Annotated in this window: 15 protein-coding genes and 4 pseudogenes; 7 read left to right on the forward strand and 12 right to left on the reverse strand. The window is 68.9% G+C overall.

All coding sequences use genetic code 11. From position 1 onward, the window contains the following. Window positions 1–66: 66 nt before the first annotated feature. Complete coding sequence (locus ACZ60E_RS40955) at window positions 67–2,223, forward strand: MMPL family transporter (protein ID WP_469447252.1); 2,157 nt, start codon at window positions 67–69, stop codon at window positions 2,221–2,223. Window positions 2,224–2,432: 209 nt separating this feature from the next. Here ACZ60E_RS40955 and ACZ60E_RS40960 read toward each other — a convergent pair whose 3' ends face one another. Together ACZ60E_RS40960 and ACZ60E_RS40965 are read right to left on the reverse strand one after the other, a co-directional pair. Beyond that, complete coding sequence (locus ACZ60E_RS40960) at window positions 2,433–3,893, reverse strand: HAMP domain-containing sensor histidine kinase (RefSeq protein ID WP_469447255.1); 1,461 nt, start codon at window positions 3,891–3,893, stop codon at window positions 2,433–2,435. Further along, window positions 3,890–4,573, reverse strand: a complete 684-nt coding sequence (locus ACZ60E_RS40965; RefSeq protein ID WP_384816595.1) for a response regulator transcription factor — start codon at window positions 4,571–4,573, stop codon at window positions 3,890–3,892. Before ACZ60E_RS40965 ends, ACZ60E_RS40960 begins: the two co-directional genes overlap by 4 nt. A gap of 344 nt (window positions 4,574–4,917) precedes the next feature. Between ACZ60E_RS40965 and ACZ60E_RS40970 the strand changes: the two are divergent. The 3 genes and pseudogenes from ACZ60E_RS40970 to ACZ60E_RS40980 all read left to right on the forward strand — a co-directional run. Beyond that, window positions 4,918–5,277, forward strand: a pseudogene (locus ACZ60E_RS40970) (IS110 family transposase); the annotation flags it as partial. A gap of 71 nt (window positions 5,278–5,348) precedes the next feature. Beyond that, a pseudogene (locus ACZ60E_RS40975) lies at window positions 5,349–5,507 on the forward strand (hypothetical protein); the annotation flags it as partial. 121 nt (window positions 5,508–5,628) lie between these two features. Then, on the forward strand, window positions 5,629–6,759 hold the full coding sequence (locus ACZ60E_RS40980; protein ID WP_469447257.1) for an amidohydrolase family protein: 1,131 nt from the start codon (window positions 5,629–5,631) through the stop codon (window positions 6,757–6,759). Between the two features lie 229 nt (window positions 6,760–6,988). Here the strand turns inward: ACZ60E_RS40980 and ACZ60E_RS40985 are convergent, their stop codons facing one another. From ACZ60E_RS40985 to ACZ60E_RS41000, 4 genes and pseudogenes are all read right to left on the reverse strand, one after another. After that, entirely contained in the window at window positions 6,989–7,444 is a 456-nt protein-coding gene (locus ACZ60E_RS40985; RefSeq protein ID WP_469447259.1) for a hypothetical protein, read from the reverse strand. Window positions 7,445–7,475: 31 nt separating this feature from the next. After that, the gene (locus ACZ60E_RS40990) at window positions 7,476–7,661 is read right to left on the reverse strand and encodes an ANTAR domain-containing protein (protein WP_469447261.1); all 186 of its coding nucleotides are present in this window, start codon (window positions 7,659–7,661) and stop codon (window positions 7,476–7,478) included. A 109-nt stretch (window positions 7,662–7,770) separates the two neighbouring features. Further along, window positions 7,771–7,962: pseudogene (locus ACZ60E_RS40995) on the reverse strand (GAF domain-containing protein); the annotation flags it as partial. A gap of 126 nt (window positions 7,963–8,088) precedes the next feature. Then, a complete protein-coding gene (locus ACZ60E_RS41000; protein WP_469447263.1) occupies window positions 8,089–8,721 on the reverse strand; it encodes a TetR/AcrR family transcriptional regulator in 633 nt (210 codons plus the stop codon). Between the two features lie 90 nt (window positions 8,722–8,811). On the opposite strand from ACZ60E_RS41000, the gene ACZ60E_RS41005 reads away from it, so the two are divergent. Next, entirely contained in the window at window positions 8,812–9,666 is an 855-nt protein-coding gene (locus ACZ60E_RS41005; RefSeq protein ID WP_469447265.1) for an MBL fold metallo-hydrolase, read from the forward strand. Window positions 9,667–10,318: 652 nt separating this feature from the next. On the opposite strand, the gene ACZ60E_RS41010 is transcribed toward ACZ60E_RS41005, so the two are convergent. After that, window positions 10,319–10,864: an RICIN domain-containing protein gene (locus ACZ60E_RS41010; protein ID WP_469447266.1), complete on the reverse strand. Its 546-nt coding sequence runs from the start codon at window positions 10,862–10,864 to the stop codon at window positions 10,319–10,321. Window positions 10,865–11,130: 266 nt separating this feature from the next. On the opposite strand from ACZ60E_RS41010, the pseudogene ACZ60E_RS41015 reads away from it, so the two are divergent. Further along, a pseudogene (locus ACZ60E_RS41015) lies at window positions 11,131–11,793 on the forward strand (AfsR/SARP family transcriptional regulator); the annotation flags it as partial. A gap of 33 nt (window positions 11,794–11,826) precedes the next feature. Here the strand turns inward: ACZ60E_RS41015 and ACZ60E_RS41020 are convergent. Beyond that, window positions 11,827–11,985 (reverse strand): hypothetical protein, encoded by a 159-nt coding sequence (locus ACZ60E_RS41020; protein ID WP_469447268.1) that lies wholly within the window; start codon window positions 11,983–11,985, stop codon window positions 11,827–11,829. 625 nt (window positions 11,986–12,610) lie between these two features. On the opposite strand from ACZ60E_RS41020, the gene ACZ60E_RS41025 reads away from it, so the two are divergent. After that, on the forward strand, window positions 12,611–14,032 hold the full coding sequence (locus ACZ60E_RS41025) for a tetratricopeptide repeat protein (RefSeq protein WP_469447269.1): 1,422 nt from the start codon (window positions 12,611–12,613) through the stop codon (window positions 14,030–14,032). A gap of 107 nt (window positions 14,033–14,139) precedes the next feature. Here ACZ60E_RS41025 and ACZ60E_RS41030 read toward each other — a convergent pair whose 3' ends face one another. The 4 genes from ACZ60E_RS41030 to ACZ60E_RS41045 form a co-directional block, all read right to left on the reverse strand. Further along, window positions 14,140–14,760 carry a class F sortase gene (locus ACZ60E_RS41030; protein WP_469447271.1) on the reverse strand — a complete coding sequence of 207 codons (621 nt, stop codon included), beginning with the start codon at window positions 14,758–14,760 and terminating at the stop codon, window positions 14,140–14,142. Window positions 14,761–14,861: 101 nt separating this feature from the next. Continuing rightward, window positions 14,862–15,254, reverse strand: a complete 393-nt coding sequence (locus tag ACZ60E_RS41035) for a hypothetical protein (protein WP_469447273.1) — start codon at window positions 15,252–15,254, stop codon at window positions 14,862–14,864. A gap of 123 nt (window positions 15,255–15,377) precedes the next feature. Further along, the gene (locus ACZ60E_RS41040; RefSeq protein WP_469447274.1) at window positions 15,378–17,453 is read right to left on the reverse strand and encodes a sensor histidine kinase; all 2,076 of its coding nucleotides are present in this window, start codon (window positions 17,451–17,453) and stop codon (window positions 15,378–15,380) included. Next, on the reverse strand, window positions 17,440–18,210 hold the full coding sequence (locus ACZ60E_RS41045) for a response regulator transcription factor (RefSeq protein WP_469447276.1): 771 nt from the start codon (window positions 18,208–18,210) through the stop codon (window positions 17,440–17,442). Before ACZ60E_RS41045 ends, ACZ60E_RS41040 begins: the two co-directional genes overlap by 14 nt. Between the last annotated feature and the right edge of the window lie 108 nt (window positions 18,211–18,318).

Genomic DNA, 18,318 nt, shown 5'->3' on the forward strand with positions numbered 1-18,318 from the left:
TCAGGTTCGCTCGGTACGAAGTAGGCATCCCGTTAAGCGATGTAACTCGTATGTAGGAGGCTAGTGATGGCAGTCGACGCAGCGCCGTCCGGGCAAGCGCCGGCCGGTCGGTTGGCAGGCCGGTGGGTGCCATGGTTGGTGATTGGCTTGTGGCTGGTGTTGGCGGCGGGCATGGTGCCGCTGAGCGGAAAGTTGAGCTCGGTCACCACCGACAGCGCAGTGGACACCCTGCCGGCCAGTGCCGAGTCCACCAAGGTGGCGGTGCTGGACGACAGTCTCCCCGGCGGTGACAACAACACGTTTGTCTTCGTGTACCACCGCTCCGGCGGCATGACCGACGCCGACTGCGCGACGGTCGAGCGCCACTACAACACCCTTGCCAAGCGGTACCCGCCGAAGGCGAAGAGCGCGGTCGGCGAGGACGACGAGGGCTCACCGACGAGCCCCTCCACCGACCGCAAGGCGATGATGTTCACCCTTGAGGTGAGCACGGCCTACGGCGCACCGGAGGACATCGTCGGCCCGTTGCGTGACGCCGCGAAGGACCGCCCCTCGGGCCTGGAACTCGACGTGACCGGCCCGGGCGGGATCGACGGCGACATGGATGCCGTCTTCGACGGCATCGACGTGCAGGTCCTCCTCACCACCATCGTCGTCGTCACGCTCCTGCTCATCCTCACCTACCGCAGCCCGGTGTTGTGGATCATCCCGCTGGTGACCGTCGGCGCGGCCGCACTGACCTCGATGGGGACCGTCTACCTGCTCGTCAGGGGCTTCGGCATCGTGGTCAACGACCAGAATTCGGCACTGCTGACGATCCTGGTGTTCGGCGTCGGCACGGACTACGCGCTGTTGCTCATCGCTCGATATCGGGAGGCACTGCACCACCATGAGAACGTCCGGGTCGCGATGGTCCACGCGCTGCGCGGCGCGGCGCCGGCCATCGTCGCGTCCGCAGCCACCGTGGCCGCCGGCCTGCTCTGCCTGCTCGTCGCGGACCTGAACAGCACCAGCGGGTTGGGTCCGATCGGTGCGGCCGGCATCCTGTGCGCGCTGGTGGCCATGCTGACACTGTTCCCGGCGGTGCTCGTGGTGCTCGGCAGGCGGATCTTCTGGCCGGCCATCCCGCGGCTCGGCACGGCCGTGGAGGAGAAGCCGGGGCTGTGGGGACGGCTCGGCACCGCCATCAGCCGCCGCCGGTGGGTGGCGACGCTCGGCTCGCTCGGAGTCCTCGGCGTGCTCGCCCTCGGGCTGGCGGGCAACACCGGCGCCCTGCGGGAGCAGGACCAGTTCCTGTCCGCGCCGGAGTCGGTCACCGGCTTCACCGTTCTGCGCCAGCACTTCCCGGAGCTCGGCGGCCAGCCGATGACGGTCTTCACGCGGCCGGCACACCAGAAGCAGGTGCTCGACATCGTCAAGGGCACCCGCGGTGTGGCCCAGGCCGTCCCGGAGCAGACCAGCCGTGGCTGGGCCAACATCTCCGTGTTCCCGAAGGACGCGCCGGACACCGCCGCGGAGTACGACACGATCAAGCGGGTGCGCACCGCCGTGCACGCGGTGGGCGGGGCGGAGGCAATCGTCGGCGGGCCGAGTGCGGAGAACCTCGACACCGAGGTGACCACCAAGCGCGACGAGAAGCTGGTGATCCCGCTGGTGCTCGCCGTCGTCCTGATCGTCCTCGGGCTGCTGCTGCGCTCGATCGCGGCCCCGCTGGTCCTGATGGCCACCGTGATCGTCTCATTCGCCGCAGCCTTCGGCGGCAGCGTGTTCGTCTTCGACACGATCCTCGGGTTCAAGGGCATCGACTATTCGGTGCCACTGCTGGCATTCCTGTTCCTGGTTGCACTCGGCGTCGACTACAACATCTTCCTGACCAGCCGGGCCCGGGAGGAGACCGTGCGTCTCGGCACCAGAGAGGGCATGCTCAAAGCCCTCTCCGCCACCGGTGGCGTCATCACCTCGGCAGGCCTGGTCCTGGCGGCCACGTTCGCGGTCCTCGCCACACTTCCGCTGGTGATGCTGATCGAGGTCGGGTTCCTGGTCGCCTTCGGTGTGCTGCTCGACGCCCTGCTGGTGCGGTCGGTTCTGGTGCCCGCCCTCACCTTGCTGATCGGCCGCCGGATCTGGTGGCCGAGCCGGCTGTCCCGGCCGGCGGCGGAGCTGCCGACCGGTCAGCAGCCGCTCGCCGACGACGAGGAGCAGGAGCCCGCGCTGCAACGGTGAGCGCGGCGGCACGGACGAGATCCGGGACGGGGCCCCTGGCCCGTCCCGGATTTTTCATGGGCCCGACGGTCGCCGCCCTTTGGTCCTGCGCCACACGCCGGGGTTGGGGTCGGCGCATCGCGGTGTCCTACTCCTACGGTGAGCCGCGCGGGGCGGCCATGCCCGAGGGCCGCCGCCCTTTGCCCCGCGCCGCGCCGCCGGGGATGAGGTCAGCGCATCGCGGTGTCCTCCCCGGCGGCGCGGCGCGCGACCGGGGCGGGCGAGGCGGGCGGGGCCGCGGCCGGAAGGTCGACCCGAAGCAGCGCGCCACCGCGTGCGGAGCGGGCGACGGTGGCCCGGCCGCCGTGCGCGTCGACCACCCGCTGCACGATCGACAGCCCCAGACCGGATCCCGGCAACGCCCGGGCGCTGTCGGCACGGTAGAACCGGTCGAACACCCGCGGTACGTCGACGGCGTCGATACCCGGCCCGGCGTCGTCGACCTCCAGCACCGCCGACGCGCCCTCGGCCCTGAGCCGGACCTGGACCGGCTGGTCCTCGGGGGACCATTTGCCGGCGTTGTCGATGAGGTTGAGCACCGCCCGCTCAAGCGCAGCGGGACGCCCGCTCACCCACACAGACGTCACGTCGAGTGCCATCTCGATGTCGGGCACGCGGGAACCCGCCCGGGTCGCGGCGGCCACCACCACGTCGGCGAGGTCGAGCACCTCGGTGCTCTCGTCGCTGACGTCACCGCGCGCCAGGTCGGTCAGCTCGGCGGCAAGGGTGCTCAACTCGGCCACCTGAGCGCCGAGATCATTGAGCAGCCGGGTCCGGCTCTCCGTCGGCAGCGCGCTGTCCAGGGTGCCGCGCCGATCGAGCCGGATCAGCAGCTCGACGTTGAGGCGCAGGCTGGTGAGCGGGGTCTTGAGCTCGTGGGCGGCGTCCTCGGCGAGCAGCCGCTGGGCCCGCCGGGAGTCCCGGAGCGCGGCGAGCATGTCGTTGATCGACTGGATCAGCCGCCGGATCTCCCCACCGCCCTCATCCGGGATGTCGGCGTCGAGATCCCTGGTGTGCGCGACATGTACCGCGGCGGCGGTCAGCCGGTCGAGCGGTGCCAGCCCGGTCCGCGCCACGGTCCGCCCGACCAGGGCTCCGCCGACCACGCAGAGCAGCCCGATCAGCAGCATGCCGAACCCGAACTGGTTGATCGGGCTGTCGTCGACGACGTGGGCCACCTGGACCGCGCCCTCGGCCGCCCGCAGCGTGTAGATGACGTAGCCGTCCTCGTCGCTGTCGTTCGACTCCATCAGGTCGGCCGACGCACCCTGCGCCACACGCCCGGCGCCCTCGCTGACCGGGGGCAGCGAGGGTTGGCCGGCCGGTGTCCGGATCGAGCCGTCGGACAGGATGACCCGCACCAGCCGACCGGATCCGGGATACGGCGGTAGCTGGACCTGCGCCAGACCGGTACGCTCCGCGTTCGCCGCCAGGACGCGGGAGTCGGCGCGCAGTTGGTTCTCGGCGGTGTCCTTCAGCTCCCAGTCCAGTAGCTGGCTGGCCACCTGGAAGGCCACGAACACGCTGACCGCGATGGCCGTCGCCGCGATCACCGTCAGCCTGGCCCGCAGGGACCACCGGCGCCACCATCGGGTCAGCCGACGCGGTTCCCGGCCGACGTGCCTGCTCACGGAGGTGTCTCCCGCAACGTGTATCCCAGGCCGCGCAGCGTGTAGATCAATCGCGGCTCACCCTCGGCTTCCATCTTGCGGCGCAGGTAACTCACGTACACCTGGAGGTTGTTGGCGGTGGAGCTCATGCCGAAACCCCAGATCGCCCCGAACAGCGCGTCGCGGGTCACGACCCGGGTCGCGTTGCTCACGAGGACCTGCAGCAGGGAGAACTCGGTGCGGGTCAGGCGCAGCGGTCGCGCGCCCCGCCACGCCTCGAACCTGTCGGGATCGAGCCGGACGTCGGCGAACGACAGGATCTGCGACTCGTCGTCGGTCGGCATGCGCCGACGCAGCAGGGCCCGCACCCGGGCCAGTAACTCCTCGGTGGCGAACGGTTTGGGCAGGTAGTCGTCGGCGCCTGCGTCCAGTCCAGCGACCCGGTCGGAGACCTGGTCGCGGGCAGTCAGCATCAGCACCGGCAGATCCCGGCCCGCGGCCCGCAACCGCCGGCAGGTCTCCAACCCGCCGAGGCGGGGCATCATCACGTCGAGGAGCAGCAGATCCGGCGCGTCGCCACCGACCCCGTCGAGCACGGCGAAACCGTTGGCGACGGTGCTGGTGTCATAACCCTCGACCTGAAGCACCCGCTCCAGCGACTCACGGATGGCCACCTCGTCATCCGCGATCATGATCCGCACGCCGGCCCGCCCCCTCTAGTCGATACTTGTTCCGCTCATTGTCCCCGATCAACCTGAGGCCAGGATTAGAGCGTCGCCGCTGTGGTGCCCGCGGGCCGTGCTCTTCCGAATGCCCAAGATCGTGCCCTACGTGATGAGTCGGGCGAGGCACTGGTAGCGGCAGAGGGCGGCGGAAAGTCCGAGAAATGCCAGGTAGTTGAGGGTCATGTCCCCTCACGTTGTTGTGGGCTGACTCCGGTCACTCGTAGGCTCGGAAGACCCGGGGATGCTGGGTGTGGCTGTGTGTCTCCAGCCCAGTGGTGGCTTCCAACGATTGGCCACCCGGCATCCCGCGATGCCCCGCGCGGGATCTGTCGCAGCGTGTGGTCAACGCAGAGAATGCATGGCTCGAACTGCTCAGCCATGTGTGGGTGTTGAGCGGCGGTGAGCCGGTGACGTAGGCGATCGACCTCAACGCCGGCGGGGCTGCCCTGCTGTCAGCGCTGCTGACCGACCACGGGCAGAAGGTCCTCTACATCCCCAACCGCACCGTCCATCACTCCTCCGAATCCTACCGGGGCGATGGGAAGACGGCCTCGAAGGATGCCTTCGTCATTGCGGATCAGGCGCGCAGGCGATGTGCCCTTCAGCCGGTTCACCGCGGCGACGACATTGCGGTCGGCCTGCGGTTTCTGACCTCACGTCGCCTGCACCTGGCTGCGGACTCCTGCTGGACCTCGTCGACCGGGCTGAGGTCCGCGACGCCGCGGCTGCGTGGACCTGACGGGTCAACACCGTCACCGCCCGCACGGACCGGGTGGACGTCGATGCCTTGCTGATCCGGCCCGACGGCTGTGTCGCCTTGCCCGTGCCCACCGGGCAGGTCCTCGACGCCACCACGCCGGTGCGTGCGCTGGGCACCTGGTTCGCCAACCGGCCTGAGCGGCGGCATTAACGTTCGTCTCAGGTTCGCTCGGTAGGAAGTAGGAATCCGGATAAGCGAGGTAACCCGTCGCGGCTTGCAGACGGATGCCGCCCGGATACCGCACTACACAAACACCCGAGGAGAAACTGACATGAAGTCCAACGCAAACCCTGTGAAGCGCCTCACGACGGGACGCCGCGGCTTCCTAGCCGGTACGGCAGCACTTGGCATCGGTGCCGGCTTGTCCACGCATGCCATCGCCTCCCACGTGGCAGCGGACGACGAGACTACGAATTTTTCACAGCGAGACCAGGACCTGCCCTTCATCGGCACGGAAGAGACCTTTTCCACCCATGAATTGATGGTACTGAACGACAGGCTGTTTCTTGAGGATACTGGTCTTGCCGAGCTCGGCCCGCGCCGCATCGGCGCAATGGACAAGGCGGGGCTCAACGTTCAAATCCTCTCCGCACACACGCCAGGCGTGCAGAATGTGAAAGGTCAAAAGGGCATCGATTTTGCGTATCGTCTCAACAAGCTGCTCGTCGATGGACCGATGGCCACCTACCCGGGGCGGTTCAAAGCATTTGCAACCTTGCCTCTGCAGAATCCCGAGGCCTCGGCAGACGAACTGGAACGCACAGTTCGGGAAGATGGCTTCCTGGGATGTCTGACCAATGGGATCATCGGGACGAAATTCCTCGATCATCCCGACTTCGAGCCCCTGCTGGCGCGCGCCGAAACCCTCGATGTGCCGATATACATCCATCCGGGCCTGCCGCCTGAAGAGGTTTTCGACATCTACTACAGCAATATGCGGCCGGAATATCAGAAAGAGTTCCAAGACCAGGTTCTCAGCATCTCTGCATATGGCTGGCATCAGGAAGTCGTCACCCAGTGCCTCCGAATGGTCACCTCAGGAGTATTCGACAGGCATCCCAAGCTCCAGATTATCATCGGCCATATGGGAGAGGGTCTTCCGTTCTTCTACGAACGCGTCGTGGAGAAGATGAGCGAAGTAACCAAGAAGAGCCTGGACAAGCCGTTCGAGCAGTATTTCCACGACAATTTCTGGTTCACGACCAGCGCGTTCCCTCAGACGGAACTGCTCGATCTCCTGCTGAAACACATAAGTGTGGACCGAGTGATGTTCGCAACCGACTACCCGTTCGCGGATATGAAAACTCAAACCGATTGGTTCCGGGGAGTCGCTTTGTCGCGCGATGCCAAGGAAAAAATTGCGTACCGAAATGCAGAAAAACTGTTCGGAATCAAAGTCTGACACGTCCCGACGGGTAGAATGATGCCCCGTGAAGTGACGCGCGGGCATCGGCAGAAGCGGAGACTGCGTTGAGGCGAAAGTACGGCCAAAGTATGCGATGCAAGGGTTTTCGGTGTTCAGGTGCAGTCGGCGGGTGAGTTGGTCGGGGCGGCTGGTCCGGCGGCTTGGGTGATGAGGTGCTGGGTGAGGTGGTCGGCCCAGATGAGGGTGGTGGTGAGGCGGCCGTGACTCAGTGGGCCGGGGGGGTGCGGTGGCCGGTGAGGACACCGGCGGTGATGAGGCCGATTCCCAGCGGAAACGCGAACATCGCGTGCACACCAAGGTCCAGAGCCGGAGGGGGCAGGCCGGGCCAGCGGGCCGAATCGAGGGCGACCAGGTCGGGGACAAGGGCCGCGGCCCCGTGCCGGGCCGCGTCCGGGGCGGGGCCCTGCCCCTGAGTCAGCTGCAGGTCCTCCAGGGCGGCGGTGCGTTCACCGAAGGACTGCACCAGACGACCGGGCCCGCCGACGGGGACCAGCAGGAAGGCCAGCCCGTCCAGGCCTAAGGTCCGGGATGGATCCGCCAGGGGCAGCGGGGGCAGACCGCGGCCGCGGTGCGCGTCCAGAACGCGCAGCAGCGAGGTGACCGTCGAATCCGGTACCGGCAGGTGACCGTCGGATCCGGTACCGGCATCACAACACCCCATTCCCCCATGGCGAGGGTGGCCGGGCGGCACTTCAGTGCTCGGGACCCTCCAGCGCGAGCACGGCGGTGTCGTCCAGGACCTCGCGGGCCACTACGGCGAGTTCGAGTCTGTGCCGGAGGGCGTGGAGACTCACTTTGTCGAACACCGTGTTCATGCTTATGCGGTGACGCTGGGCCAGGTGGCCCGTGGCCTGCTCGATGACGACCCTGGAGTCCACAGCATCCCGGATCTGCGTGAACGTTCGAATGCTCGTATACGGCTCGTTGCTGGTCGATGCCGAGGGCGGCGATGTTCGCCAGCGTCTGCGCCAGACGCAACTGGCCGCCGTCCAGCGCGCCCGAACGGTGCCGGAAAAAGTTGAGAGCTCCGATCACCTGGCCCTGCCATTGCAGCGGAGCGGCGACCACCGAGGTAAAGCCCAACTGCCGGGCGTGCGGCGCGAAGCGCGGCCAGCGCCGGTCGGCGGCTTCGGGCCTTTGTAGCCATCGGTGGCAACAAGCTGCCGTTGCAGGGCCGATACCATGCCGGTTCCCACGATCCCGTCCAGCGCACCCTTGGCTCTTGGTCCACCACTAGAGATCACATGAAGACGCTGCCTGGGGCCACCTAGAACAAGCCCTCCGAGGTGACATGAACCGGTGGCCTCATGGCGATACGGGAGGCCTCGCACCCGCGCCTGAAGAAGTCGGCCCAGCTGTCGCGGCTGCGGGAATCAAGGCGGTTGTGGTAGTGCGAAGTTCGGCGAGTACGTCGGTGGCCAGGGCGGCAACATCTTGATCGTCGGAGCCTTCGATCCAGCGGGTGTAGGTCGCGTGGGAGGCCAGCCCGATCAGGGCGACGACAAGATCCAAGGAAAGGCCGTCCAGGCCCTTCTCGCGCAGGGCCGTGGTGATCGCCTCGTTCTGGGACTGCCGTTTGAGCAGGTCACGCTCCCGTAGTTCGGGGTTGAGGTCGACGATCGCCTGGCGCCGCCCGTACCAGGCGCGCTTGGCCGGGTCAAAGACCTCGATGATCGCCCGCAGGACTTCGTTGACGAGGTCGAAGGCCGTGATTCCAGGCGACAGTCCGGCGATCGCAGCAACGGCTCGGTCGGTGATCTCGCCCGTGCCGGCGAAGAGCACTTCACGTTTGTCAGTGAAGTGGCGGAAAAAGGTGCTCTTCGATGTCCCAGCCCGCTGGGCGATCTGTGCGGCGGTGGTGTTGTCGTAGCCGTACTCGAACAGTTCCAGGGCAGCGTCCTGCAGTCGTTCGCGAGTGCCTGGTTCCCATCTACCCATGGGGCCATCATAAGTGATGGGACCCTGGACCCATCATGCGCTACGATGACGGGACCGGGGTCCCATCATTTAACCGAATGTGAGCCTTCCATGCCTCCTCTTGACATTCCCGCCGCTTGGACGAGGCCGCTGCCAGAGGCGAACCCGCCCGCCAGCATGGGCGTCTATCACCTACCCACTGGTACCTACGAGACTCGGGCCGCGCTCGCCATCCAAGGCGGATCATTCCGAGACAGGCGCCCGTTCGCCGCGTCCGCGATCCTGGTGCGGCACCCGAGCGGCGACCTGCTGATCGACGCGGGCTTCGGCGCCGACCTGGCGCGGCACATCGCGATGCTTCCCTGGTACATGCGCTCTCCCCATGAGGCGGCCCAGACAGCTGCCGAGCAGCTCGACGCAGTCGGCTACGACCGCGGCAGACTGATCGGCGTGGTGCCGACACACACGCACTGGGACCACACGAGTGGCCTCGACAGCCTTCATGGAACGCCGGTCTGGTTGAACGCGGCCGAGCGACGACACGCTGCGGACGAACCGGACAGCAAGGTCTTCCGACACGTGTCCCAGGACCACGAAATCCACTCCTACGGCTTCGCCAGTGGCCCCTACCTCGGCTTCCCGGCCAGCCACGACGTGCACGGCGACGGCTCCGTGGTCATCGTGCTCGCCGCCGGCCACACAGCCGGCTCGGTGATCGTCTTCGTGACCCAGCCCTTCGGCAAACGCCATGCGTTCGTCGGCGATCTGACCTGGCAGCTTGACGGCATCCGCCGCCGGGTCGAACGACCCTGGCTGATGCGGAAGTTCGCCGACCAGGATCACACCTCCGTGCGTGAGGGGCTGCTGCGAATGATCGCCCTCGACGACCTCATACACATAGTCCCGGCTCACGACATCGGCGCCTACAACGGGATCCCGCGCTTGGCTCCGAATGCAAGCGAATGAGGTGCAGACAGCGCCGCCGAGATCGAGATCGGCCTTGATGACACCGGCCTGCTTGCAGACTCCCAAGTCATACCGGCGCCGGCCAGCCGAACACCTCCCGTGGGGAACCGGAAGACGCGGCGGGCCTTGCCGCCGACGGGACGGCAGGGACCTGTGGCAGGGCTTCCACCTGGGAGTTTGGCGAGGCTCGGACGAGCAGCACGCGCCACAAACCAGCCGCCGGGATAGATAGCGACTGAAGAGAGTTGATCCTTGTGTCAGGTATGGCAAGGGCAGCACCAACGACCGGAAGACCCAGCTCGAAGGCGACGAGGCCACCGGCGTGGAAGCCGTCGAGGTGTAGCCCGGCGAGCTGCCCTCAACCTTGGCGCGCTCCGGACCAGACGTACGCCGAACTGGCCGCCGGGCCGCTGGACGGCCTGCTGCTGGACATCCACGGAGGCGGACCGTGGAAGTCGACGACAGCGTGGCCCTGTTCGCCGGACTCGGGCGTTTCCCCGGCTGCGGGTCGTTGTACGATCCGCGCGCCGGCGCACCCCGTTCCGAGACCGGCGTCGTATGCCCCCAGCGCCACGAAACGAGTCCGGTCCCGCCGCGCGGGCGGCGGGACCAGTGCCCAGCGTTTTCATCGGTCTTCCAGGCTACTTCCGGGCTAGAAGCCGACGATCCAGCGTTGCGCGAGGGTCCCGTTGCAGCCCCAGATCTGCATGGCCAGTCCTCGGGTGTTCTGGCTTTCCGGCACGTCGATGCAGAAGCCGGTGTCACGGAAGCCGACCCTGGACTCCAGTGCCACGACGTCAGGCAGTGCCGTGCCGGTGTTGAATTCCTCGTTGCTGATCCGTGCGCAGGTGCCCTGCAGGAGGCGCCCTCCGTCGAAGGCACCGTCGAAGGCGTCGAAGCAGTAGCCGCTGCGCTGGTTCAGGAAGCGGTAGTGGTTGGTGCCGACCTCCGTGGAGCTCCAGCCTTGTGCGGTACTTCCGGACACACAAGTCTCTTGCACGATCGCCGCAAACTCTTGCGTGGAACCGCCCGCGGGCTGGAGGCACAGGCCATTGCCGACGTTCTTGATGGGAGTGAACGCGGACGCAGCCGGCACCGGCTGAGCGTTCGCGCTCGGTGCGGTGGCGGCCAGACCGGCGACGGCCAGAAGTACCGCGGCGGCTGAACCGCCGAGTCTCTTACGCAGAAGAAAACGCATGATCTCAGGACTCTCCTTCGACGAATGTTTCTGCTCGGCTGTGTCCCGGTGGAAGCGGGTCGGTGTTTCTCCGCCGGTCCGGGACGGAAACCGTGCGGACGCCGATGGGTCGGCGGCCGACGGGGATGGTTCCTCGGGAGCTCTTGCTGCCTCGGACCAAGGTGGCAGGCCGGTCAGGGACAAACGTTGGACAAACGTTGTATCGACCATCCGGGCCCGGTAAGAACGGGTGTGCGGTATCCGGCTTCTGAGGGAGTGCGGTCGGGATGACGGTGGAATTCAGGGTGCTGGGCAGCGTCGAGGGCAGCATCGACGGCCGGCCCGTGGGGTTGGGCCATGCCCGCCAGCGGGGTGTACTGGCGGTTCTGCTGGTGGACATCGACCATCCGGTGACGGTCGATCAACTGATCGACCGCGTCTGGGGGGACCATCCTCCGCGGCAGGCTCGCGCTACCTTGCGCGGTTACCTCTCCCGGCTGAGACAGGCCCTGGCCGCCACCGGCGAGGCGGTCATCGCCCGGCAGCCGGGCGGCTACGTGCTGGCCACAGCCGGCACTGTGGCCGTGGACATGCACTCCTTCCGCCGCCTGGCCGCACAGGCCCGCGCCGCCGACGACGACATCCGCGCCGCGGCCCTGTTCGAGCAAGGCCTGCGGCTGTGGCGCGCGGAGCCCTTCGCCGCCCTGGACACTCCCTGGCTGAACGCGCTGCGCGACGCCCTGGTCCAGGAACGGCTGGCGGCCCAACTGGACCTTGGCGACCTGCGATTACGGCTGGGTCAGCACATCGCGCTGCTGCCCGAGCTGTCGGCCCGCGCCGCGGCGCACCCGCTGGACGAACGTCTGGCCGGTCAATTGATGCTCGCGCTGCACCGCAACGGCCGTTCCGCCGAAGCCCTGGACCATTACCACCGCACCCGCGACCGGCTGGCCCGGGAGCTGGGTATCGACCCCGGGCCGGCGCTACAGGAGATCCAGACCGCTGTCCTGCGCCAGGACACCGCCCCCACCGCCGTCCCGCAGCCGGGAGCACCGGCGCAGCCGAGCCCGCCCCCAGCGCAACTGCCGCTGTCCGTCGCGGCCTTCACCGGACGCGACGGCGAACTCGCGCAGCTCGACCATCTCCTGCCCGCCGCGGCCGGGGCCGGTCCAGTGCGGTCTGCCGCAGTGGTCATCTCGGCGGTGTCGGGCACCGCGGGGGTGGGCAAGACCGCCTTGGCCGTGCACTGGGCTCACCGGGTACGGGAAGCCTTCCCCGACGGGCAGCTGTATGTGAACCTGCGCGGATTCGTCCCCGGCAGTTCGATCACGGACCCGGCCGAGGCGGTCCGGGGGTTCCTGGACGCCTTGGGGGTGCCCCCGGCCCGCATCCCGAACGGCCTGGAAGCACAGACGGGCCTGTACCGGAGCCTGCTGGCCGGCCGACGGGTGCTGGTAGTGCTGGACAACGCCCGCGACGCCGAACAGGTCCGCCCGCTGCTGCCCGGCGCCCCCCGGCTGCCTGGCCCTGGTCACAAGCCGCAACCGCCTCACCGGTCTGGCCGCGACCGAGGGCGCCCACCTGCTGTCCGTCGACCTGCTCAACCCCGGCCAGGCCCGGGACCTGCTGGCAGGCCGCCTCGGCCCCCACCGCACGGCCGCCGAACCCGCCGCCGTCGACGAGATCGTCACCCGGTGCGCCGGACTGCCCCTGGCGCTGGCGATCGTCGCCGCCCGCGCCGACGACCAGCTCCATCTGCCGCTCGCCGTGCTCGCAGGAGAGCTACGGGAGGCCGGCACTCGTCTGAACGCCCTGGACGGCGGGGACCCGGCCACCCAGGTACGGGCGGTGTTCACCTGGTCCTACCGAGCGCTGAGCCCCGACGCGGCCCGGCTGTTCCGGCTGCTGGGCCTGCACCCCGGACCGGACACCGCGCTGCCCGCGGTCGCCGCCCTGGCCGGTCTGCCACCCGCCCGCACCAGCACCCTGGTGACCGAGCTGACCCGCGGCAACCTGCTCACCGAGCACACCCCGGGCCGGTACGCCCTCCACGACCTGCTCCGCATCTACGCCACCGAACTGGTCACCACGCAGGACAACGATGCCACCCGGCGTGCGGCGGCCCACCGGATGCTCGACCACTATCTGCACACCGCCCACGCCGCCGACGCGCTGCTGACCCCCCGCAGGCAGATTCCGATCAGCCTGGCCCCAGCTCAACCGAGAGCTGCTCCTGAGGAACTGCGCGATCGCCGGGAGGCGCTGGCCTGGTTCACCGCCGAGAACCCCGTCATCCTCGCCGCCATCGAGCAGGCCCCCGCAGGGTTTGAGACCCACACCTGGCGACTGGCCACGGCCGTCGCCACCTCCCTCAGCAGGCAGGGACGCTGGCCTGCGCTGGCCGCCGCCCACACGACCGCCCTGAACGCCGCACAGCGCGCGAACGACAAGGCCGGGCAGGCCAACTCCCACCACGGTCTCGCGCTTGTCCGGACCCGGCTGGACCATCTCGACGAAGCCCGCGCCCACTACGAGCTCGCGATGGAGCTGTTCAAGGAACTCGGCGACCACAACGGTCAGGCTCGCATCCACAAACATCTCGGCAGGCTGTCCTCGGACCGGGGTCACCACCGGGAAGCACTCGGTCACGCCCACCAGGCATCCACGCACTACAAGGCCGCGCACAACATGCTTGGACAAGCCATCGCCCTGGACGACATCGGCCGATACCACGTCAGGCTCGGGGACCACCGCCAGGCGGCACTCTCCTACGGTTGGCAGGCCCTCGCACTGGTCGAGGAGATCGGAAATATCAACGGCCAGGCCTACACCTGGAGCAGCCTCGGCTACATCCACCACCACCTCGGCCAGTACGGGCACGCCATCGACTCCCACCGGCAGGCCATCGATCTGTACCGCAAGACCGACGACCGTTACCACGAAGCCACCAGCCTCACCGACCTCGGCGACACCCACCACGCCGCAGCCGACCGCGCTGCCGCCCACTACGCCTGGACCCAGGCCCTGGCCATCACCGACGAGATCAGCCTCCCGGGCACAGCCCCACTGCGCGCCAAGATCCTCCACAACCTCAACCGGCACCCCCACCCCACCAGCGAACACCCCGGACCTGTGCAGGCGAGAGCGGTGACGGCCTCCGGGCGGTCGCGGCGCATCGCCGCGCCGTGACTGACGCGTACCTACCGGTCAGCGGCGCGCTCCTGGAACCGGCCGCTGACGATCGAGCTGCGGACGTCACCCGTGACGACAGGGCGAAACGGACACGCCTACGGACCTCAGCTCGCTGTCGCGTACACGATGAGGTTGTCGACAGGGTGCCCCTGCGCGTCGAAGTCGCCGTCGCACGTGATGAGCCGTAGAGCACGTTCCTGGGTCGGCCCGTAGACCTTCTCCGTCGGGAAGGCGTTCTTGGCGACGCTCTCCGTGGCCGTGACGGTGAAGTGGAGGGCTTTTCCCGTCTTGTCGGTGACGGTGATGTCCGCACCCTCCTTGATCTTCTTCAGGTCGTGGAAGACGGCCTCGCCGAAGCGGGTGTCGTTGTGGCCGATGATGACGGCCGCGCCGATCTCACCGGGCACCGCACCGCCCGTGTACCAGCCCGCGGTCATCCCCTCCTCGGCCGGCGGGACCTGGACCGTCCGGTCCGTGTTGAGGCCCAACTCCATCAGCGAACTGGTGATCCCCACGGAGGGGACGGCCACCTCGGCAGGGGCCGCCGGAGCGTCGGCCGCAGGCCGCCCGGACTTCGGAGCACCCGACGCGGCGGGGGCGGTCGGGGCGACCCGGACCGTCGGTTCGGGGCCGGACGAACAGCCGGTGAGCAGGGTGACGAGGGTCAACAGGGTGAGGGTCGCGAGGCGGGCCCGGGACAGGGCCGGACGGTGTGCAGGGGGCAACTCGGGCTCCAGAACAGGGTGCGAGGGTTCGCCGGAACGCACAGGGCGCCGCCTGGTGAAGGGCGGCGCCACCGTTTCGTACGAGAGGTCGTGCTGTCGGGTCAGCCTTCGCGGCGGGCAGTGGTGCGGCGGCGCAGTACGTAGGTGCCGGCGCCCGCGAGCAGCAGCGCGCCGGTGGCCGAACCGATGAGCGTGCCGGTGTTGTCGTCCTGGGCGGGGGCCTCGCCCGCGGCGACACCGCCACGCGGGTAGTCCTTGCCTCCGGCCTTCCGGGCTTCGGCGGCCTTCCGGGCCTCGGCCTCCTTGAGCGTCCTGGCGTCCTCGGCCTTCTTCTTCGCCAGGGCCTCCTTGTCGGCCGGGGTCGAGTCGGTCGCGCCCGGCGTCGGGGTCGGATCGGTGGCGAAGGCCGCGTTGGCCGGGACGAGCAGCGCGCCGGCCGCGACGCCGGTCAGGACAGCGATACGCAGCGGGCGCAGGGTGAGACGGCGGGACATGTGAGGGCTCCAGTTCCAGCCCGGCTTGGTCGTTCCTGGTTGCCGATCCGCACCAGGTTCCGGGCATGGCTTCACCCTGACGGCCGCTTGTGAGGAAACTGTCAGAGCGCTGTCGTCATCCCATCAGGGTCGACCGGTGCCCTCCGGCTTCCGTGACCCGGCTGTCGGCAGCCGCAGGGTGAAGGTGGCCCCCTCCCCCTCCGTGCTCGCCACGTCCACCGTGCCGCCGTGGGCCTCGGCGAGCTTGAGGACGATCGCCAGGCCGAGGCCGCTGCCGCCGGTGCTGCGATTGCGGGACTTCTCCGCCCGCCAGAAACGGTCGAACACGTACGGGAGGTCGCCCGCCGCAATGCCACTGCCGGTGTCGGACACCTCCACGGCGAGCTCGTCCCCCGGGTCGGTGACGTACCGGCGCAGGGTCACCGTGCCGCCGGCCGGGGTGTGGCGCACCGCGTTGGAGAGCAGATTGCTGACGGCCTGCCGCAGCCGTACGGGGTCGGCGTCCAGGAGCGGTGGGTGAGGGGTGCCCAGCGGCGGTGTCAGGACCGTGAGGGTGACGCCCGCCGTCTCGGCCAGCCCCTGGTGCGGGGCGGCGACCTGGCCGAGCAGCTCGTCGATCCGTACCGGTTTCCGGTGCAGCCGCAGGGCGCCCGCGTCGGCCGCACCCAGGTCCTGGAGGTCGTTGATGAGGTGCTGGAGCTGCACCGCCTCCTCCAGGAGCGAGGAGACGAACGCGGGGTCCGGCACGGCCAGTCCGTCGTGGGCCGCCTCCAGCCAGCCCCGGATGTTGCTCAGCGGCGTTCGCAGCTCATGGGCGACATCGCTGACCATCACCTTGCGCTGCTCCTCCAGGCGGGCCCGGTGCGCGGCCATGTCGTTGAAGGCCGCCGTCAGCCGTCCGATCTCGTTGTCGGAGACGACGGGCACGGGCACCGGCGTCGCGTGCAGGCCCTCCCGCATGCGCTGGGCGGCGCCGGTGAGCGCGTGCAACGGGCGTACGAGCCTGGCTCCGGCGAGCACCGAGGCGCCCACTGTGAGGGCGAGGACCAGGGCGGTGACACCGGCGATGCGTGCGGTGTTGGCGCGGGAGAGGTCGAAGCCAGGCACGCCGGCGGCACCCGGGCCGTCGATGAACAGGAGTGCGGGCTCGGCGACATAGCCCGTGAGCTGTTCCCGGCGAGCGCTTTCGACACAGCTGGCCACGGCCCGGTCGTACGCGCTGTCGCGGATCTCGGCGGGGGCGTAGTCGAGTGCGTCGCCGGAAGCCGCTTTGCGTTCGGCCGTCGCGGCGTCCTCCGCCTTCTTGGCGGCCAGGGCCTTCGCCTCCCGATCGCTGAGGCCGTCCTCGGCGCCGGAGACCGCGTCGTCCCGCCCGTATGCGTAACTCCGGTCCCAGGACAGGTCCAGGTTCAGTTTCACGGCGGTGCGACCCTGTCGTTTCAGACAGGCGTCAGCCAGTTGGTTGAGGGCGCTCAGGGCCTTCCGCTCGGTCGCGGTGGGACCGACCGGGTAGGACGCAAAGCACTTGGCCTCCATGTCACGGTCGGTGACGCTGCCGGTCCCCGCCTCGGTCTCGTCGCTCACGAACTGGACGCGGGGCCGTCCGCCCGGGCTCTCGACGACGTCGGCGGCGATACCCATCCGGCTGAGGCACTCCACCCTCCCGGCGGAGGCCTTCCGCAGTGCGTCGTGTTCCTTCGCGGGCAGCCGGAAGGGCCCCACGGCCCGTGGATCGACGCGGTCGGCGCCGGCCCTGGCATCGTCGGGCACCAGCACGGTGTCGACGGAGCGTGGATCCACGACCGCCGAGGCCTGCTGAGCGAGCAGATCGTCGGACGAACCGCCGCCCGCTGAGCGCGAGTCGGCCGAGTCCACGAACGGGCGTCGGCCCGGCGTGGTGAGCACGATCCGGCGCCCGGACTCCACAGCCAGATCTCGCACGGTGGTGTCGACGCCGTCCCAGTCGGGGTGGGTGGCCGCGTAGCCGAGGAGGGTGTCGTAGATCTTCGCGTCGGACTTGAGGTTCTGCCCCTGCTCCTGGCGGATCGCGACGGAGGTCGTCTGCACGGCCAGCCAGGCGGTCGCGGCGACCGAGCACGAGGCCACCAGCGCCGTCACGGTCAACAGCCGCCCCGCCAGGCTCTTGCGCAGCGGCAGCCGGGCGGCCCCCACCGCACCTCCCCTGTCAGGACGACGCATGGCGCACGTTCTTCGCGGGGTCCATGAGTTTGTAGCCGACGCCGAAGACGGTGATGAGGCGGGCCGGCCGTCGTGGGACGCGCTCGATCTTCTTGCGCAGGTTCATGACGTGCATGTCGACGGTCCGGCCGCTGATGTACTTGTCGAAGCCGTGCAGTTCGTCGAGGAGCCGTGCCCTGGTGAAGACCCGGCCGGGCTCGGCCGCCATCGCCGCGAGGAGACGGAACTCACCGGGCGTGCACTCGACGGGCGCCCCCGCGACCGACACCTCGTGCCGCGAGGGATCGACCCTGAGCACGCCGACCGTCAACACCTCGTCGTCCGGGGCCGCTTCGGGCCCCGAGGCGGGAGCGGGGGCGAGCACGGTCGCCGGAGCCGGGTCGGGGCCGCGCCGGTTGCGGCGGAGCAACGTCCTTACCCGGGCGGTGAGTTCACGCGGACTGAACGGCTTGGTCATGTAGTCGTCGGCGCCGAGGTCGAGGCCGAGCAGCAGATCGTCCTCGGTGCTGCGGGCCGTCAGCATCAGCACCGGCACCTCCCGGCGTTCGGCGCGCAGGATCCGTACGACGTCGAGACCGTCGGCCCTTGGCATCATCACGTCGAGGACGACCAGGTCGGGTTCCTGGTGCCGGACCGTCTCGAGAGCCGTCCGGCCGTCCTCGACGACCGTGACGGCGTGCCCCTCGTGCTCCAGGTAGCGGCGCACCAGTTCGGCCTGCTTCGCGTCGTCTTCGGCGACCACAATGTTTGCGCACACGCCGCAGATCGTAGCGACCACCGGCGCCGGGAGGTCGGAAGTGTCCTTACCGTGAAGGCGGTTCGGTGGTGGACGGGCGAGTGTGCAAGGTCCGGGGCGTGACGAGGC

Source organism: Streptomyces sp. NPDC102514 (assembly GCF_055584525.1).